This window comes from Microbacterium sp. ET2, assembly GCF_030347395.1.
GTDB lineage: Bacteria > Actinomycetota > Actinomycetes > Actinomycetales > Microbacteriaceae > Microbacterium > Microbacterium albipurpureum.
Map to the genome: position 1 here is coordinate 123,651 of NZ_CP128170.1, position 15,496 is coordinate 139,146.

General features: G+C 68.5%; 15 protein-coding genes. 2 read left to right on the plus strand and 13 right to left on the minus strand.

Annotation, left to right across the window (positions count from 1 at the left end; translation table 11 throughout):
• Nucleotides 1–78 precede the first annotated feature (78 nt).
• The 5 genes from QSU92_RS00590 to QSU92_RS00610 all read right to left on the minus strand — a co-directional run bounded on the left by QSU92_RS00590 (nt 79) and on the right by QSU92_RS00610 (nt 3,043).
• The gene (locus tag QSU92_RS00590; RefSeq protein WP_124293411.1) at nt 79–402 is read right to left on the minus strand and encodes a DUF2469 family protein; all 324 of its coding nucleotides are present in this window, start codon (nt 400–402) and stop codon (nt 79–81) included.
• A 61-nt stretch (nt 403–463) separates the two neighbouring features.
• Nucleotides 464–1,123, minus strand: coding sequence for a ribonuclease HII (locus QSU92_RS00595; protein ID WP_289264116.1), 660 nt, complete (start codon nt 1,121–1,123; stop codon nt 464–466).
• A complete protein-coding gene (lepB, locus tag QSU92_RS00600) occupies nt 1,120–1,881 on the minus strand; it encodes a signal peptidase I (protein ID WP_289264119.1) in 762 nt (253 codons plus the stop codon). The genes QSU92_RS00595 and lepB overlap by 4 nt, the downstream gene beginning before the upstream one ends.
• A 150-nt stretch (nt 1,882–2,031) precedes the next feature.
• The gene (rplS, locus tag QSU92_RS00605; RefSeq protein ID WP_289264121.1) at nt 2,032–2,379 is read right to left on the minus strand and encodes a 50S ribosomal protein L19; all 348 of its coding nucleotides are present in this window, start codon (nt 2,377–2,379) and stop codon (nt 2,032–2,034) included.
• 175 nt (nt 2,380–2,554) lie between these two features.
• The gene (locus QSU92_RS00610) at nt 2,555–3,043 is read right to left on the minus strand and encodes an MFS transporter permease (RefSeq protein ID WP_289264123.1); all 489 of its coding nucleotides are present in this window, start codon (nt 3,041–3,043) and stop codon (nt 2,555–2,557) included.
• Nucleotides 3,044–3,151: 108 nt separating this feature from the next.
• Here QSU92_RS00610 and map point away from each other — a divergent pair, with 108 nt between their 5' ends.
• Nucleotides 3,152–3,934, plus strand: coding sequence for a type I methionyl aminopeptidase (gene map / locus QSU92_RS00615; protein ID WP_289264125.1), 783 nt, complete (start codon nt 3,152–3,154; stop codon nt 3,932–3,934).
• A 6-nt stretch (nt 3,935–3,940) separates the two neighbouring features.
• Here map and treZ read toward each other — a convergent pair whose 3' ends face one another.
• The 7 genes from treZ to rpsP form a co-directional block, all read right to left on the minus strand.
• Nucleotides 3,941–5,668 carry a malto-oligosyltrehalose trehalohydrolase gene (gene treZ / locus QSU92_RS00620; RefSeq protein ID WP_289264127.1) on the minus strand — a complete coding sequence of 576 codons (1,728 nt, stop codon included), beginning with the start codon at nt 5,666–5,668 and terminating at the stop codon, nt 3,941–3,943.
• Nucleotides 5,665–8,103 (minus strand): malto-oligosyltrehalose synthase, encoded by a 2,439-nt coding sequence (gene treY / locus QSU92_RS00625; protein WP_289264129.1) that lies wholly within the window; start codon nt 8,101–8,103, stop codon nt 5,665–5,667. Before treY ends, treZ begins: the two co-directional genes overlap by 4 nt.
• Nucleotides 8,100–10,304 (minus strand): glycogen debranching protein GlgX, encoded by a 2,205-nt coding sequence (glgX, locus tag QSU92_RS00630; protein ID WP_289265974.1) that lies wholly within the window; start codon nt 10,302–10,304, stop codon nt 8,100–8,102. The genes treY and glgX overlap by 4 nt, the downstream gene beginning before the upstream one ends.
• A gap of 141 nt (nt 10,305–10,445) precedes the next feature.
• Nucleotides 10,446–11,123: a tRNA (guanosine(37)-N1)-methyltransferase TrmD gene (trmD, locus tag QSU92_RS00635; protein ID WP_289264131.1), complete on the minus strand. Its 678-nt coding sequence runs from the start codon at nt 11,121–11,123 to the stop codon at nt 10,446–10,448.
• Between the two features lie 19 nt (nt 11,124–11,142).
• On the minus strand, nt 11,143–11,796 hold the full coding sequence (rimM, locus tag QSU92_RS00640; RefSeq protein ID WP_289264133.1) for a ribosome maturation factor RimM: 654 nt from the start codon (nt 11,794–11,796) through the stop codon (nt 11,143–11,145).
• A gap of 1 nt (nt 11,797) precedes the next feature.
• The gene (locus tag QSU92_RS00645; protein ID WP_179560243.1) at nt 11,798–12,028 is read right to left on the minus strand and encodes an RNA-binding protein; all 231 of its coding nucleotides are present in this window, start codon (nt 12,026–12,028) and stop codon (nt 11,798–11,800) included.
• A gap of 13 nt (nt 12,029–12,041) precedes the next feature.
• Nucleotides 12,042–12,464: a 30S ribosomal protein S16 gene (gene rpsP, locus QSU92_RS00650; protein ID WP_289264143.1), complete on the minus strand. Its 423-nt coding sequence runs from the start codon at nt 12,462–12,464 to the stop codon at nt 12,042–12,044.
• A gap of 189 nt (nt 12,465–12,653) precedes the next feature.
• On the opposite strand from rpsP, the gene QSU92_RS00655 reads away from it, so the two are divergent.
• The gene (locus QSU92_RS00655; RefSeq protein WP_289264147.1) at nt 12,654–13,844 is read left to right on the plus strand and encodes a glutamate--cysteine ligase; all 1,191 of its coding nucleotides are present in this window, start codon (nt 12,654–12,656) and stop codon (nt 13,842–13,844) included.
• A gap of 28 nt (nt 13,845–13,872) precedes the next feature.
• Here QSU92_RS00655 and ffh read toward each other — a convergent pair whose 3' ends face one another.
• A complete protein-coding gene (gene ffh, locus QSU92_RS00660) occupies nt 13,873–15,450 on the minus strand; it encodes a signal recognition particle protein (protein ID WP_289264149.1) in 1,578 nt (525 codons plus the stop codon).
• Nucleotides 15,451–15,496 lie beyond the last annotated feature (46 nt).

Sequence of the window (15,496 nt, forward strand, 5' to 3'; positions counted from 1 at the left end):
CATCCCGCGGCTGCCGCCTTCCGGCATCCGTGCACAGAGACCGGACGAGGCTCGCTGTGCAGGAGAGGACGCGGCGCGTCAGCTGTCGAGCGAGAGCTCCTCAGGCAGCTGGAAATCGCGTCGGGATAGCTCTTCGACGTTGACGTCCTTGAAGGTCAGCACCCGCACCGCTTTCACGAACCGATCGGCGCGGTAGATGTCCCACACCCAGACGTCGTTCATCGTGATCTCGAAGTAGAAGTCGTGCTCGGTATCCCGGCGCACCACATTGACCTCATTGGCGAGGTAGAAGCGGCGCTCCGTCTCGATCACGTACGCGAACTGACCCACGACATCGCGGTACTCGCGGTACAGTGCCAGCTCGAGCTCGCGGTCGTAGTCTTCGAATACCTCGTCGTCCATGGTGAGTCCACTCTAGATCGCCTGCGGTGGATCCACGCTCTGACCGCCGGCAGTGCCGATGTCAGAACAGTGTCGGTGCGTCCGCGATCGACCACGACGACCGGTGATGCCTGCTCAGACCGTGCGAGCGGATCGCCGCTCGGTGCTCGGGGCTCGCGTACCCCTTGTTTCGCAGCCATTGATATGCGGGTGACTCGTCGTGCAACCCCGTCATCAGCGTGTCGCGCGCGACTTTCGCGATGACCGACGCCGCTGCGGCGCTGGCGCAGTCCCGGTCGGCCTTGATCACCGGACGCACCTGCAGGTCTCTCGCACCTGCCGGAGTGATGTAGTCGTAGTTGCCGTCGAGGATCACGATGGCCTCCTCCGCGATCACTCCGTGGGCGCGCAGATCCGCGAGCGCCCGGATCGTGGCAAGCCCCAGAGCACGCATGATGCCGATCTGGTCGATCTCGTCGGCCGAGGCCCATCCGACGGCGCTGGCTGCCACCCACGAGGCCGCTCTTGCCGCAACGGCCGGCCGGTGATGTTCGGGCACGAGTTTGGAATCCCGCAGACCCTGCGGCACGCGCTTGCGCGATCGCGGCGCGTCGACGGCGACGGCCCCCACCGCCACCGGCCCCGCCAGGGCGCCGCGTCCGACCTCATCGCAGGCGATGACGACCGGATGCTCACGGAGCAGCCGTCGCTCGAGGGTGAGGCGCGGTTCGATCACGGTCACGGCTGGTCGGCAGGCTCCGGGACCCCCGCGAAAACCTCGTGGTGGAAGTCCAGCAGCCCGAATCGGGGCAGCGGCCACGTCGTCAGGAATGCCCGGCCGACCACGTTCTCGAGCGGGACGAACCCCTCGCCCGGCTGGTCCTGGTTGAACCGCGAGTCCCGCGAGCTGTTGCGGTTGTCACCGAGCACCCACAGACGGTCCTCGGGCACGGTGACATCGAAATCCTCGGCCGAGGCGCGACTGACCCCGCCGGGGAGCTTGAGGTAGTCCATCTCGTCGATGGGGACATCGTTGATCGTGATCTGCCCGAGGGTGTTGCAACAGACCACGTGGTCTCCCGGCAGTCCGATGATCCGCTTGACGAGATGGTCGTCGCTGTCCGGCGCGGCGAGACCGATGAGGGACAGGATCCACTCCGCACCGTCGACGATCGGGCCGCGGCTCGGTGCCTCGGAGGGCGGCAGCCACCCACCCGGATCGCGGAACACCACGATGTCCCCACGCTCGTATCCCCCGAAACGCGGCGTCAGCTCATCGACGAGGATGCGGTCGTTGACGTTGAGGGTGTTCTCCATCGATCCCGACGGGATGTAGAACGACCGGACGACGAAGGTCTTGACGAGGAAGGACACCACGAGTGCGATGAGGACGATGATCAGGACGTCCCGGAGGAAGATGCCCCAGCCCCGCCTGCGGCCCTCGGGCTGCGACCTCCGGGAGGGGAAGCGGTCGGCCGTCGCGTGTTGCTCGGTGGTCATCGGATCCTTCTCGGGGCCTCCCGCCCCGGTCGGTGCGGCGTCCTACCAGGGTGACACACTCGCGCGGAGTCGTCGGTCCGCCGATGCGGGGAATATCCCGCGAACGCCGAACGCCCCGGCGATGACCGGGGCGTTCGACCTTCAGCGCGCTCAGCTGTCGCGCTTCTCCTTGATCTTGGCCTTCTTGCCGCGGAGGGCCCGGAGGTAGTAGAGCTTGGCGCGGCGCACATCGCCGCGGGTGACGACCTCGATGTGGTCGATCACCGGGCTGTGAACCGGGAACGTACGCTCCACGCCGACCTGGAAGCTGATCTTGCGCACGGTGAAGGTCTCACGGACGCCGTCTCCCGAGCGGCCGATGACGGCGCCCTGGAAGATCTGGATGCGGGAGCGGTTGCCCTCGGTGATGTTGACGTGCACCTTGACGGTGTCACCGGGGCCGAAGTCGGGGATGTCGGAGCGCAGCGACGCTGCGTCGACGGAGTCGAGGATCTGCATGAGGGATCACTTCCTGCGGCCGCCACAGGTCGACCGCGTCACGATGACGGGATGGTGTGCCCGAACCCTTCGCGTTGCGGAGCGAACGGCGTGCTCCCCTGAGGCAGAGCCGTGCAGGGCACAAACAGCTATTCTGCCATGGATCTCGATGCCGGCAAAACGCTGCCGGCGCACGTCACCGCAGGTCGCTGCGTTCCTCGATCACGACGACGTCGGCGGGTCGTGATCGCGCCGGCGCCGATCCTTCACCGAGGTAGGCGGACGACGCCGATCGGAACGCCACGAGCCCCGTGGGCCGCGCTTCGCGCCACAGCTGCCACAGCTGCGACCAGAACACCGCCAGCGCGACGGCGATCGTCAGGCCGAACGCCCCACCCCACCACCAGGTCCCGAAGAACCCGAGCGACACGGTCAGAGCATGAAGCACCGCGAAGCCCGCGACATCCAGCCACGACACCGCACGCTCGGCGCGCACCGTCCCTCGGGCTCGCACGAGCAGAGTCAGGATGATCTGTCCGATGAAGACCGACGGCATGCCCAGCAGGAGCACCCAGAGGAAGGCCCACCCTCCGGCGTTGAAGACACCCCAGCCGACGAGCAGCCAGAGCGGCAGGACGAAGGCCGCCGGGAACAGCCACCGGTAGACCGCGCGTCGGAGCACCATGAGGCGATGCTACGCCCGTCCCGAGACGCGGGGCAGGGCGTCCCAGAGGTCGGACGGCCATCTCACAGCGCGCACTCCGCGAGAATGGAGGATGACGGAAGGAAATGGATGATCGAGTTGCGCACCCCGGCTGAGATCGAGGCGATGAGGCCTGCGGGTCGATTCGTGGCGGAGGTCCTCGCGGCGCTTCGCGATGACGCGAGGGTGGGAACCAATCTCCTCGCGCTCGATCAGCGGGCGCACGAGATGATCCGTCGGGCGGGAGCGGAGTCCTGCTACATCGACTACCACCCGTCTTTCGGCGCCTCGCCCTTCGGGAAGGTGCTGTGCACCTCGATCAACGACGCCGTTCTTCACGGACTGCCCTTCGATTACGCGCTCCGTGACGGCGATCTGGTGTCGCTGGACTTCGCGGTCGCCGTGGACGGGTGGGTTGCCGACTCCGCAGTCTCCTTCGTCGTCGGCACGCCGCGCGACGAGGATCTGGCTCTGATCGACACGACGCAGCGCGCCCTCTCCGCCGCCATCGACGCGGCAGAGACCGGCCACCGCATCGGCGACATCTCCGCCGCGGTGGCCGCGGTGGCTCGCGCGGACGGCTACCTCATCAACACCGATTTCGGGGGACACGGAGTCGGCCGGACGATGCACGGCGACCCGCACGTGCCCAACGACGGCAAGGCGGGCCGCGGCTACCCCCTTCGCGCCGGCCTCGTCCTCGCCCTCGAACCCTGGTTCCTCGCCTCCACGGACCAGCTGATCACCGATCCCGACGGCTGGACCCTCCGCAGCGCGGACGGCTCGCGAGGTGCGCATTCCGAGCACACCGTCGCCATCACCGACGACGGTCCGATCGTCCTGACCGACCGGAGCTTCCTCGGGGTGGACTGAGCGCTCTCAGAGCGTCGTCACCGCCGCACTGCGCCCCGGGAGGGTGACCCGCGCGCCGTCGACCGACACCGCATCATCGGTCGTCAGCAGCACACGCGATGTCTCTCTCATCGGCAGCGTCACCGCGTCGGTGCCGAAGTTCACCATCACGTCGACGCCACCGCGATGCAGCACGAACGTGCGCGCGTCCTCGTCGGCCTCCGCGGACAGCGCCGCGAAGTCGGGGTCGGTGAGGTCGGGAAGCTCTCGGCGCAACCGCGCGAGCTCCCGGTAGAGCGCGAGCGTGCGACGATGCCGGGGCTCGGCGGCGTCGGATGTCGCCTCGGCCCAGTCGAGGTGCGAGCGCTCGAAGGTCGCCGGATCCTGCGGATCGGGGACGACCGATTCGTCCCAACCCATGGCGGCGAACTCCGCCAGCCGCCCGTCGGCAGTCGCCTTGGCCAGCTCGGGCTCGGGATGCGAGGTGAAGAACTGCCACGGGGTGCTCGCTGCCCATTCCTCGCCCATGAAGAGCATGGGGGTGAACGGGGCCAGCAGAGTGAGCACCGCGCCGATGCGCAGGCCCCCTTCATCCAGCGATTGAGACAGCCGGTCACCGGCTGCGCGGTTCCCGATCTGATCGTGGTCCTGGCTGTAGGTCACAAGCCGCCAGGTCGGGATGCGCGGGTCGATGGGCCGGCCGTGTTCGCGTCCGCGGAACGACGACCACGTCCCGTCGTGGAAGAACCCCCGGGTCGAGGCCTTCACCAGCGCGGACAGGGGAGCGAAATCGGCGTAGTATCCGACCGTCTCACCGGTGAGGGCGACGTGGAGCGCATGGTGGTAGTCGTCGCTCCACTGCGCGGTGAGGCCGTAGCCCCCGGCCTCGCGGGCGGAGATGAGCGATGCGTCGTTCATGTCCGACTCGGCGATCAGGGTCAGGGGCCGCCCGACGTGGGCGCTCAGCCGATCGGTCTCCTCCGCGATCTCCTGCAGGATGTGCCGATCGGTGCGATCCAGCAGCGCATGCACGGCGTCCAGGCGCAGACCGTCGACGTGGTAGTCCCGCATCCACATCAGCGCGTTCTCGACGATGAACGAGCGCACCGCCGGCTCGTCGAGGTTCACCGACGAACCCCACGTGTTCCGTTCGGCGTCGCGGAGGTACGGACCGTACTCGGGGAGGTAATTCCCACTCGGACCGAGGTGGTTGTAGACGACGTCCTGGATGACGGCGAGTCCACGTCCATGGCAGGCGTCGACGAATCGCTGGTATGCGGCAGGCCCGCCGTACGCCTCGTGCACGGTGTACCACAGCACTCCGTCGTAGCCCCAGTTCCAGACGCCGTTGAACCCGTTCACCGGGAGGAGCTCGACGTGCGTCACGCCGAGGCCGACGAGGTGATCGAGGCGCGTGGCGGCCGCATCCAGGGTCCCCTCGGGAGTGAATGTTCCGACATGGAGCTCGTACACGATGCCGCCGGCGAGCTGACGTCCCGTCCAGGCGTGATCGTCCCAGTCGTGCGCGTCGGCGTGGAACCAGGAGGAGGGTTCGTGCACCCCCTGCGGCTGACGACGCGAGCGGGGATCAGGACGGACGGCGTCGCCGTCATCGAGCACGAAGCCGTATCGGTCACCGTCGGCCAGCGTCACCTCACCCCGCCACCAGCCCCCCGCTGCCGCCTGCATCTCGAGGTCTCCCCCGGCATGCCGCAACCGGACACGGGTGGCCCGGGGGGCCCACAGTTCCATCATCGAGATGTTCCTTCCTCGGTCCGGTCGGCGTCGATCAGGAGAGCAACCGGATAGGTCTGCAGAATCTGTGACAGCGGAATCAATCCGCCGCCGAACCGTCGTCCCGTCAGCGCGTCGACCACGCCCCCCGCGGGAAGCAGGAGGGCCGTCCTGCCCCAGCCGCCGCGGCGGGCGAGCCCGACCGGCAGCCGCGTGACGACCGTCGTCGACCCGCCGCGATCGAATGCGACGGCATGCTCGGACGCCTCGCCGACGACGGTGACCGGGCGATGGACGGTGAACAGGTCCGGCCGATCCCGGCGAAGGCGCAGCGCGCGGGAAGTCACCAGCATCTTCGCCCGGGCGGTGGCGTCCACCGGTGGCACGTCGCCCTCGGCGAACGCCGCGTCGAGGTCCTTCAGCATCCGCTGCCGGAGCGGGAAATCCACCGGGCGACGGTTGTCGGGGTCGACCAGCGACATCTCCCACAGCTCGGAGCCCTGGTAGACATCGGGCGAGCCCGGTGCGGTGAGCTGCACCAGTTTCGCCCCGAGGGAGTTGCTCCAGCCGAACCCGGAGAGCTCGGCGACGAACTCCTCGATCAACGGACGGGCCTGGGCGGACGCGGCGTCGACGAGCGCATGCATCCTCTTCTCGAAGCCCTCTTCCGGGTCCCACCACCCCGTCGCCTCCGCCGCCTCGCGGGCTGCCTTCTCGGCGTACGCGTGGAGGCGGTCGGCAGTGGCGGGCCACGCGCCGATGATCGCCTGCCAGAGAAGCGCATCGAACGGGCCGTGCCCCGTGGTCGCCACGGCGCGAAGGCTCTCCAACACCTCCGCCCAGCGCCCGGGGATCTCCGCGAGTACGTTCAGGCGCGCGCGCACGTCTTCGCCGCGCTTGGTGTCGTGGGTCGACAGCGCCGTCATCGCGTGCGGCCAGGCAGCGAGGCGGCGCTGCTGGGCCCGGTGGAACTGCGCCGGCGTCATCGAGAAGACCGCCGGGTCGCCGCCGACCTCGGTGAGGGAGCCGAGACGTGTGAACCGGTAGAAGGCGGTGTCCTCGACGCCTTTCGCCATCACCGGCCCGGTCGTCTGCTGGAAGCGACGGGAGACCTCGAGCGACGGATCGCGGAGGATCTCCCTCAACGCACCGAGGCTGGGTCCGAGGTCGGGGCGGCGCCGCATCGCCTCGGCCGTCGCCCGGACGAGATGCTCCTCACCGGCCGGAAGGTACGACCGGTAGACGGGGAAGCAGGCGAGCAGCTCGGCGAATGCGTCCGAGGCGTGCTCGACCGGCCGGGGCAAGGATCGCACCAGCCTCGCGATCTCGGCGCGCTGGATCGTGTCGCCGATCATCCGCTTGGTGGTGTGGATGAGATCGGACCAGCCGCTTCCCGGCACGCCGGTCTCGGCTCGCAGCCGCGCATCGAGGTCGTCGAGGGGACCCTCCCCGTCGGGGTCGATGAAGAGTCGGTCGATCTCCCCCATGGCGTCGTACCCGGTCGTTCCGGCCGTATGCCACCAGGTCGGAAGATCCTCCCCGTGCTCGAGGATCTTCTCCACCAGCACGTGCGTCGGCGCTCCCCGCGCCGCGCGGGCCGCCGCGGCCAACTGCTCCAGGTAGGCGCCGGGGTCGAGCAGCCCGTCCGGGTGGTCCACGCGGAGCCCGTCGGCGAGGCCCTCGCGCAGCCAGCGGAGGATCTCGGCGTGGGTGGACTCGAAGATCTCCGGCACTTCGACCCGCACACCGGCGAGGGTGGTGACGGCGAAGAATCGGCGGTAGTTCAGATCGTTCGCCTCCGTGCGCCAGAACGCCAGCCGGTAGTGCTGGTGGTTCAGCACCTCTCGGACGACGGTCGGGTCCGACGTCTCGCTGTCGGGCGCCGATCCCTCCGCGAGGGGGAACGCGTGCTCGAAGTACCGCAGGGAGCCGAAGGGGAACAGGGTGGGATCGTCGGTCTCGGGCGACACGGTGATCTCGCCGCCCTCGACGACGGCGTCGACATCGCCGCCGAGGATCGGCACCAGCACGCGCCCCTCGCCGAAGTCCCAGTCGATGTCGAACGCGTCGGCGTGCACCGAGCCGGTGCCCCGGAGAAGCACGTCCCACCACCAACCGTTCTCGGTGGGCGCCGAGATGCCCATGTGGTTGGGGACGATGTCGATGAGGATGCCGAGGTCGGCGTTCCGAGCCGCGGCGGCGAACCTCGCCAACGCCTCCGGGCCGCCCCGCTCAGGGTCGACCGTGGACACGTCCACCACGTCGTATCCGTGGTCCGACCCCGTGGTGGCGGCGAGAAGCGGCGAGAGATAGGCCCACGACACCCCCAGGTCGCGGAGGTAATCGACCACGCCCGCGGCATCATCCAGGTCGAAGGAGCGCCGGATCTGGAGGCGGTACGTCGATTCGGGATGTCGGCGGTCCGGCGCCGCAGAAGGAGTTCCGGCCGAGCTCACCGCCCGGCCTCGGCCTTCGGCGGAGTCTGCGGCACTTCGGAGTCGGCCAGCAGAACCAGGGACGCCGCCACCGAGTGGTCGACCTCCGGCTCGGGCACCTCGTGCTCGCACAGCACCATCAGCGACTTCGCCGCGAGGGGCACGGACTCACCCGGCGCGAGAGCCGCGGAGTCGGCGCGCTGCCCCGCCGTGTCGACCACGGTGTCCCACTTGGGGCTGAACTCGACCGCGGGCAGGTGGAAGTCCACCTCTTCATCACCTGCGTTGAAGAGGATGATGAAGTGCTTGTCCGAGATGGGCTCGCCACGACGGTCGCGCTCCCGGATGCCGTTGCCGTTGAGGAACACACCGATCGCGCGTCCGAATCCGGAATCCCAGTCCTCGGGCTGCATCTCCGACCCGTCCGGGCGGAGCCAGACGATGTCGGGGATCCGGGCGCCTTCTTCTCGCCGGACCGGACGGCCGTTGAAGAAGCGGCTCCGTCGGAAGGTCGGATGATCGCGCCGCAGCCGCGCGAGGGCCGCGGTGAACTCCAGCAGAGGCTGGTCGACCGTATCCCAGTGCATCCAGGTCAGCTCGTTGTCCTGCGCGTAGCCGTTGTTGTTCCCCTGCTGAGTCCTCCCGAGCTCGTCCCCGTGCAGCAGCATCGGCACGCCCTGGCTGAGCATCAGCGTGGCGATGAAGTTGCGCTGCTGGCGGGCGCGCAGCGTCAGGACCTCCGGGTCGTCGGTGGGTCCTTCGACGCCGTGGTTGTACGAGCGATTGTGCGATTCGCCGTCGTTGTTGTCCTCACCGTTGGCGTCGTTGTGCTTTTCGTTGTACGAGACGAGATCGCGCAGCGTGAACCCGTCGTGGGCCGTGACGAAGTTGATCGAGGCGACCGGACGACGGCCCGAGTGCTCGTAGAGGTCGGCCGACCCGGTCAGACGCGAGGCGAACTCCCCGAGCGCCTGCGGCTCACCTCGCCAGAAGTCGCGGACGGTGTCGCGGTACTTGCCGTTCCACTCCGTCCACTGAGGCGGGAAGTTGCCGACCTGGTATCCACCGGGGCCGACGTCCCACGGCTCGGCGATGAGCTTGACCTGCGAGACCACCGGGTCCTGCTGCACGAGCTCGAAGAACGTCGCCAGGCGATCGACGTCGTAGAACTCCCTCGCGAGGGTGGAGGCCAGGTCGAACCGGAAGCCGTCCACGTGCATGTCGAGCACCCAGTACCGCAGGGAGTCCATGATCAGCTGCAGCGCGTGCGGATTCCCCACGTTCAGGCTGTTACCCGTGCCGGTGTAGTCGGTGTAGTAGCGCTTGTCGTCCTGCTCGAGGCGGTAGTAGGCCTCGTTGTCCATGCCGCGCATCGACAGCGTCGGCCCCATGTGATTGCCCTCGGCGGTGTGGTTGTAGACCACGTCGAGGATGACCTCGATGCCCGCGGTGTGCAGGGCGCGCACCATGCCCTTGAACTCCTGCACCTGCTGGCCGCGCTGGCCGGTGGAGGCGTAGGTGTTCTGCGGGGCGAGGAAGGCGATGGTGTTGTACCCCCAGTAGTTCGCCAGACCCTTGTCCTGCAGGGTGGAGTCGTTGACGAACTGGTGCACCGGCATGAGCTCGATCGCGGTGACACCGAGCTTGAGCAGGTGATCGATGACCGCCGGGTGGGCGATGCCGCTGTAGGTGCCGCGGAGTTCCTCCGGGATCAGCTCATTGAGCTTGGTCAGGCCCTTGACGTGGGCCTCGTAGATGAGGGTCTCGGCGTACGGGGTCTTGGGCTGGCGGTCTCCGGTCCAGTCGAAGAACGGGTTGACCACGACCCCCTTCATCATCGCGTCGGCGGAGTCCTCATCGTTGAACGAATCAGGGTCGCCGAAGGTGTACGAGAACACCGACTGCCCCCACGTGATCTCGCCGTCGACAGCCTTGGCGTAGGGATCCAGCAGAAGCTTGCTCGGGTTGAACCGCAGCCCGTTCGCGGGGTCGTACGGACCGTGCACGCGATAGCCGTATCGCTGCCCGGGTCCGACATTGGGAAGGTACACGTGCCACACGAACGCGTCGACGTCGCGCAGCTCCACCCGGGTCTCGGAGCCGTCGTCGTCGAAGAGGCACAGTTCGACACGTTCCGCTCCCTCACTGAAGACGGCGAAATTGGTGCCGTTCCCGTCGAAGGTGGCGCCGAGGGGGTACGCCGACCCCGGCCAAGCCTGCAGCGTCATCCGTGTCCTTTCACGATCGCGCGCACGCCGCACGACCAGTTACGAAGGTCCTGAGCATATCGAGGCCGGATGACACGCCGGTGCCTCTTGACGCCGAGGCACCTCGAGGGGGTCTGCCGCGGCATCCGATCAGGATCAGTCCAGCAGGTCGGGTCGGTGGGCGCGGGTGCGGGCGAGGCTCTGCTCGTGGCGCCACTGCGCGATCGCACCGTGATTGCCGCTCAGGAGCACAGAGGGGACCTCATGCCCGCGCCACGAGGCGGGCTTGGTGTAGCTCGGGTACTCCAGGAGCCCGGCTTCATGGGATTCCTCGACGAGACTCCGGGGGTTGCCGACCACACCGGGCACGAGGCGTGACACGGCCTCGACTATCGCCATGGCGGCGACCTCGCCGCCATTGAGCACATAGTCGCCGAGGCTGATCGACCGCACCCGGTGGCTCGATGAGTAGTGGTCGATGACGCGCTGATCGATACCCTCGTAACGACCGCAGGCGAAGACGACGTGGGCTTCATCGGCGAGGGTACGCGCGAGGGACTGAGTGAACCGCTCCCCTGCCGGCGACGGCACGACGAGCAGGGCGTCGGGCGTGAGAACGTCGTCGAGTGCCTCACCCCACGGCTCGGGCTTCATCACCATTCCCGCTCCCCCGCCGTAGGGGGTGTCGTCGACGGTGCGGTGCCGGTCGTGCGTCCAGGCTCGCAGGTCGTGGACGCGGATGTCGATCAGGCCGCGATCACGTGCCTTGCCGATCAGCGAGACGTCGAGGACGTCGAAGAACGCCGGGAAGATCGTGACGATGTCGATGCGCATGTGAGGGTCGATGCGCGTGTCAGGACGCGTCCCGGGAGTCGTCCTCGGCTCCGGCGTCGGCCGCTTCCGATTCCTCCGGCTCACCGGGCAGGTCCTCGAACAGCCCCGGAGGCGGGGTGACGGTCACGCGCCCCGCGGCGATGTCGACGTCGGGCACGATGGCCGAGACGAACGGGACGAGCAGTTCGCGGTCGCCCTCGCCGGTGGGTCGAACGATGAGCAGGTCCTGCGCGGGAAGGTGGTCGACCCGGATCACCCGACCGACGACGTCTCCGTCGCGAACCACGTCGAGGCCGACGAGCTGATGGTCGTACCACGCGTCGGGTTCGGTCGACGAAGCGGTCGCGTCCTCGTCGATCCAGAGGATGGCGCGGACGAGGCCTTCGGCCGTGGTGCGGTCGTCCACACCCTCGAAGAAGGCGACCGGGTGGGAGTTCATCCATCGGAACTCGCGCACGGTGAGAGGCTTGCCGTGCCACGGGGAGGTCTCGGGCACCTGCAGCGTGAAGGTCGCACCCGGGACGAACCGACCGTCCGGGTCGTCGGTGTACAGCTCGATCTTCAGCGCGCCCTTGAGCCCGTGGGCCTTGACCAGGCGGCCCACGCGGAGCTGTGTCCGCTCCCCCGCGCGCGTACGCGGAGCGGATGTCGCAGAGGAGTCGTCGGTGGGCACGTCAGTCGTCCGCGACGTCGACGCGCACACGGCGTCCGTCTGCGAGAGCGGCGATGAGGGTGCGAAGGGCTTTGGCGGTGCGGCCACCGCGCCCGATCACCCGTCCGCGGTCCTCGGGGTGCACGTGCACCTCGAGCAGGTCGCCGCGAGGTGACGTGGACGACTGGATGCGGACGTCGTCAGGGTGATCGACGATCCCCTTGACGATGTGTTCGAGCGCGGCGGCAAGCACGGCGATGTGGCGCTTACTCGGCGGAGGCGTCGGCGGGGGCCTCGGCCTCGTCGGCGGGAGCCTCGGTGGGCTCCGCAGCCTTCTTCTCGGCCTTGGGCTTCACGACGGAGGACTTCGACGAGTCCAGCTCGAAGGCCGGCTTGTCCTCGCGCGTCTTCACCGTCGAGGTCGCGTCCTTATCGCCCTTGAAGGCGCCCCAGTCGCCGGTGAGCTTGAGGATGGCGCGCACCTGCTCGGTCGGCTGGGCGCCGACGCCGAGCCAGTACTGGGCACGCTCCGAGTCGACCTCGATGAACGAGGGCTCCTCGGTGGGGTGGTACTTGCCGATCTCTTCGATGACACGACCGTCGCGCTTGGTGCGCGAGTCGGCGACGACGATGCGGTAGTAGGGCGCGCGGATCTTGCCCAGGCGCTTCAGACGGATCTTGACAGCCACGATTCTCCTGAATGTGTGGAAGGAATGAACTGGTCGACCGGGAGGTGGGGTGCAACACCCGGTGGAAGCTCTACGGAGGACGGCGGGCTGGATAGAGGGTCGAGTCCGGCGTCCGACCCTCTATTCTGCCAGACGACACGAACAGTCGCGAACCGTCGAGCCGCTGTGATCGCGTGCCACACTGGGCGCATGACGGAGCCCTTCGCCCGGTCGGCGCGGTCCACCGTGGGAATCGAATGGGAGCTGATGCTCGCCGACGGCGAGACCGGCGATCTCGTGCCCCGGGCGCCCGAGGTCCTCGATGCGCTGGGCGAGGACGCAGCGCTCGAGCGCTACACCATCACACAAGAGCTTCTGACGAACACGATCGAGCTGACAAGCGGCATCGGCGACACCGTCGCCGCCGCCGTCGACGACATCGGCGACGCGATCGCCGCGGTGCGGACGGCCACCGACCCGCGCGGCATCGAGCTGCTGTGCGCGGGCAGTCACCCGTTCGCTCAGTGGTACGACCAGGAGGTCACCGACAAGACCCGTTACCACAGCCTCATCGAGCGCACCCAGTGGTGGGGCCGGAACATGATGATCTGGGGCATCCACGTGCACGTCGGCGTGGAGGATGTGAGCAAGGTCTTCCCGATCATCAACGCGCTGACGGTGTATCTCCCGCACCTGCAGGCACTCTCCGCCTCCTCGCCCTTCTGGGCCGGGGAGCGCACCGGCTACGCCTCGAACCGGGCGCTGGTCTTCCAGCAGCTGCCGACAGCCGGGCTTCCCTGGCCGCTGCCCGACTGGGCTGCTTTCGAGCGCTATCTGGACGACATGATCTCCACGGGGGTGATGGAGGATGCCACCGAGGTGCGGTGGGACATCCGTCCCGCGCCTCGGTGGGGGACGATCGAGGTCCGCGCCTGCGACGGCATGTCGACGCTCCCCGAGCTCGCCGCGGTCGCGGCGTTCGTCCAGGTGATGGTCGAGCACTTCTCCCGCATGCTCGACGACGGCGTGGACCTCACCGGCATCCAGCCGTGGTTCGTGCGTGAGAACAAGTGGCGCGCCGCGCGCTACGGACTGGACGCGTGGGTCATCGTCGATCGCGAGGGCACCCAGGTGCCGGTACGCGATCATCTGGCGGCCACGCTGGACGAGGTGGCCGAGATCGCCGTGGAGCTGAAGTGCGCGCGCGAATTCGCGGGGCTCGAACGCATCCTCGCCGGCGGTGCCAGCTACGCGCGGCAGCTGGTGGTCGCGGAGGCCGCCGAGGGCGATCTGCGTGAGGTCGTGCACCACCTCATCCGCGAGTTCCGCGCCGGTCCGACACTGCGCGATCACCTCGCCTCGCTGAGCGTCGGCGGCCGACCTGATTCCGGATCCGCCTGAGCTGCCGGAGGCGTCGTCGAAAGGAGACTCAGCCCCGGCCGAGCAGTTTCTGGAGTTCGGCGAGGTCCTCCGCGGATGGCGCGCCGCCCGCCCCGCCCGCACCGGCGGCACCGCCGAGACCGAACCCCGTGCCCGACGGCGTGGCGGGCGCCGACGCGGCCATCCCCGCGTTCTCGGCCGCGCGCTTGGCCGGGTTGCCCGACCGCGACCCCTTCTGCTTCTGCTGCTTGCCGCGCTTGGCCGACGCGCCCGGGCGCCCCGCGCCGGGCACCGGACCCATGCCCGGGATGTTCGGCACGCCGCCGCGGGCGACCGTCTTCATCATCTTCGCGGCCTGGTCGAACCGCTGGACCAGCTGATTGACGTCGGTCACCGTCATTCCCGACCCCCGGGCGATGCGCAGCCGCCTCGACCCGTTGAGGATCTTCGGATTGCGGCGCTCGCCCGGTGTCATGGAGCGGATGATGGCCTCGGTGCGGTCGATCTCGCGCTCGTCGAAGTCATCGAGCTGCTGCTTCATGCCGCCCATGCCCGGGAGCATCCCGAGCATCTTCTTCATCGAGCCCATCTTCTTCAGCTGCTGCATCTGCTGCAGGAAGTCCTCGAGGGTGAACTGCTCGGTCGCGATCTTCTCGGCGACCTTCCGCGCCTCCTCCTCGTCGAAGGCGTGCTGGGCCTGCTCGATGAGAGTGAGGATGTCACCGAGATCGAGGATGCGCGAGGCCATCCGGTCGGGGTGGAACGCCTCGACGTCGTCGAGCCCCTCGCCGGTGGAGGCGAAGATGATGGGTCGCCCCGTGACCGACGCGACGGACAGGGCCGCGCCACCGCGGGCGTCGCCGTCGAGTTTGGAGAGGACGACACCGGTGAAGTCGACGCCGTCCTGGAAGGCCTTGGCGGTGTTCACCGCGTCCTGTCCGATCATCGCGTCGATGACGAACAGGACTTCGTCGGGGTCGGTCGCCCGGCGGATGTTCGCCGCCTGCTTCATGAGCTCGGCATCCACACCGAGGCGGCCGGCGGTGTCGATGATGACGACATCGTGCTGCTGACGGCGCGCGACCTCCACCCCGTCCATCGCGACCCGGACCGGGTCACCCACACCGTTGCCCGGCTCGGGAGCGTAGACCGCGGCGCCGGCCTGGCGGCCGACGACCTGCAGCTGGTTCACGGCGTTCGGCCGCTGCAGATCGGCGGCGACGAGCAACGGCGTGTGTCCGTCCTTCTCGAGCATCTTGGCCAGCTTGCCGGCGAAAGTCGTCTTTCCCGACCCTTGAAGGCCTGCGAGCATGATGACCGTGGGCGGGTTCTTCGCGAACTGCAGCCGACGCTGCTGGCCGCCGAGGATGCCGATGAGCTCTTCATTGACGATCTGCACCACCTGCTGAGCGGGGTTCAGCGCGCGGTTGACCTCATCGCCCAGGGCGCGTTCGCGGATCTTGGCGGTGAAGTCCTTGACCACCGGCAGAGCGACGTCGGCGTCCAGAAGCGCCCGGCGGATCTCTCGCACCGTCCCATCGACGTCCGCGGGGGTGAGCTTGCCCTTCGTGCGCAGATTGCGGAAGGTCTCAGTGAGCCGGTCGGAGAGCGTGCCGAAGGTAGCCATGGTTCGGCAATTCTACGCCGTGGGTCCACGGCCCCCTCGCGCCCCC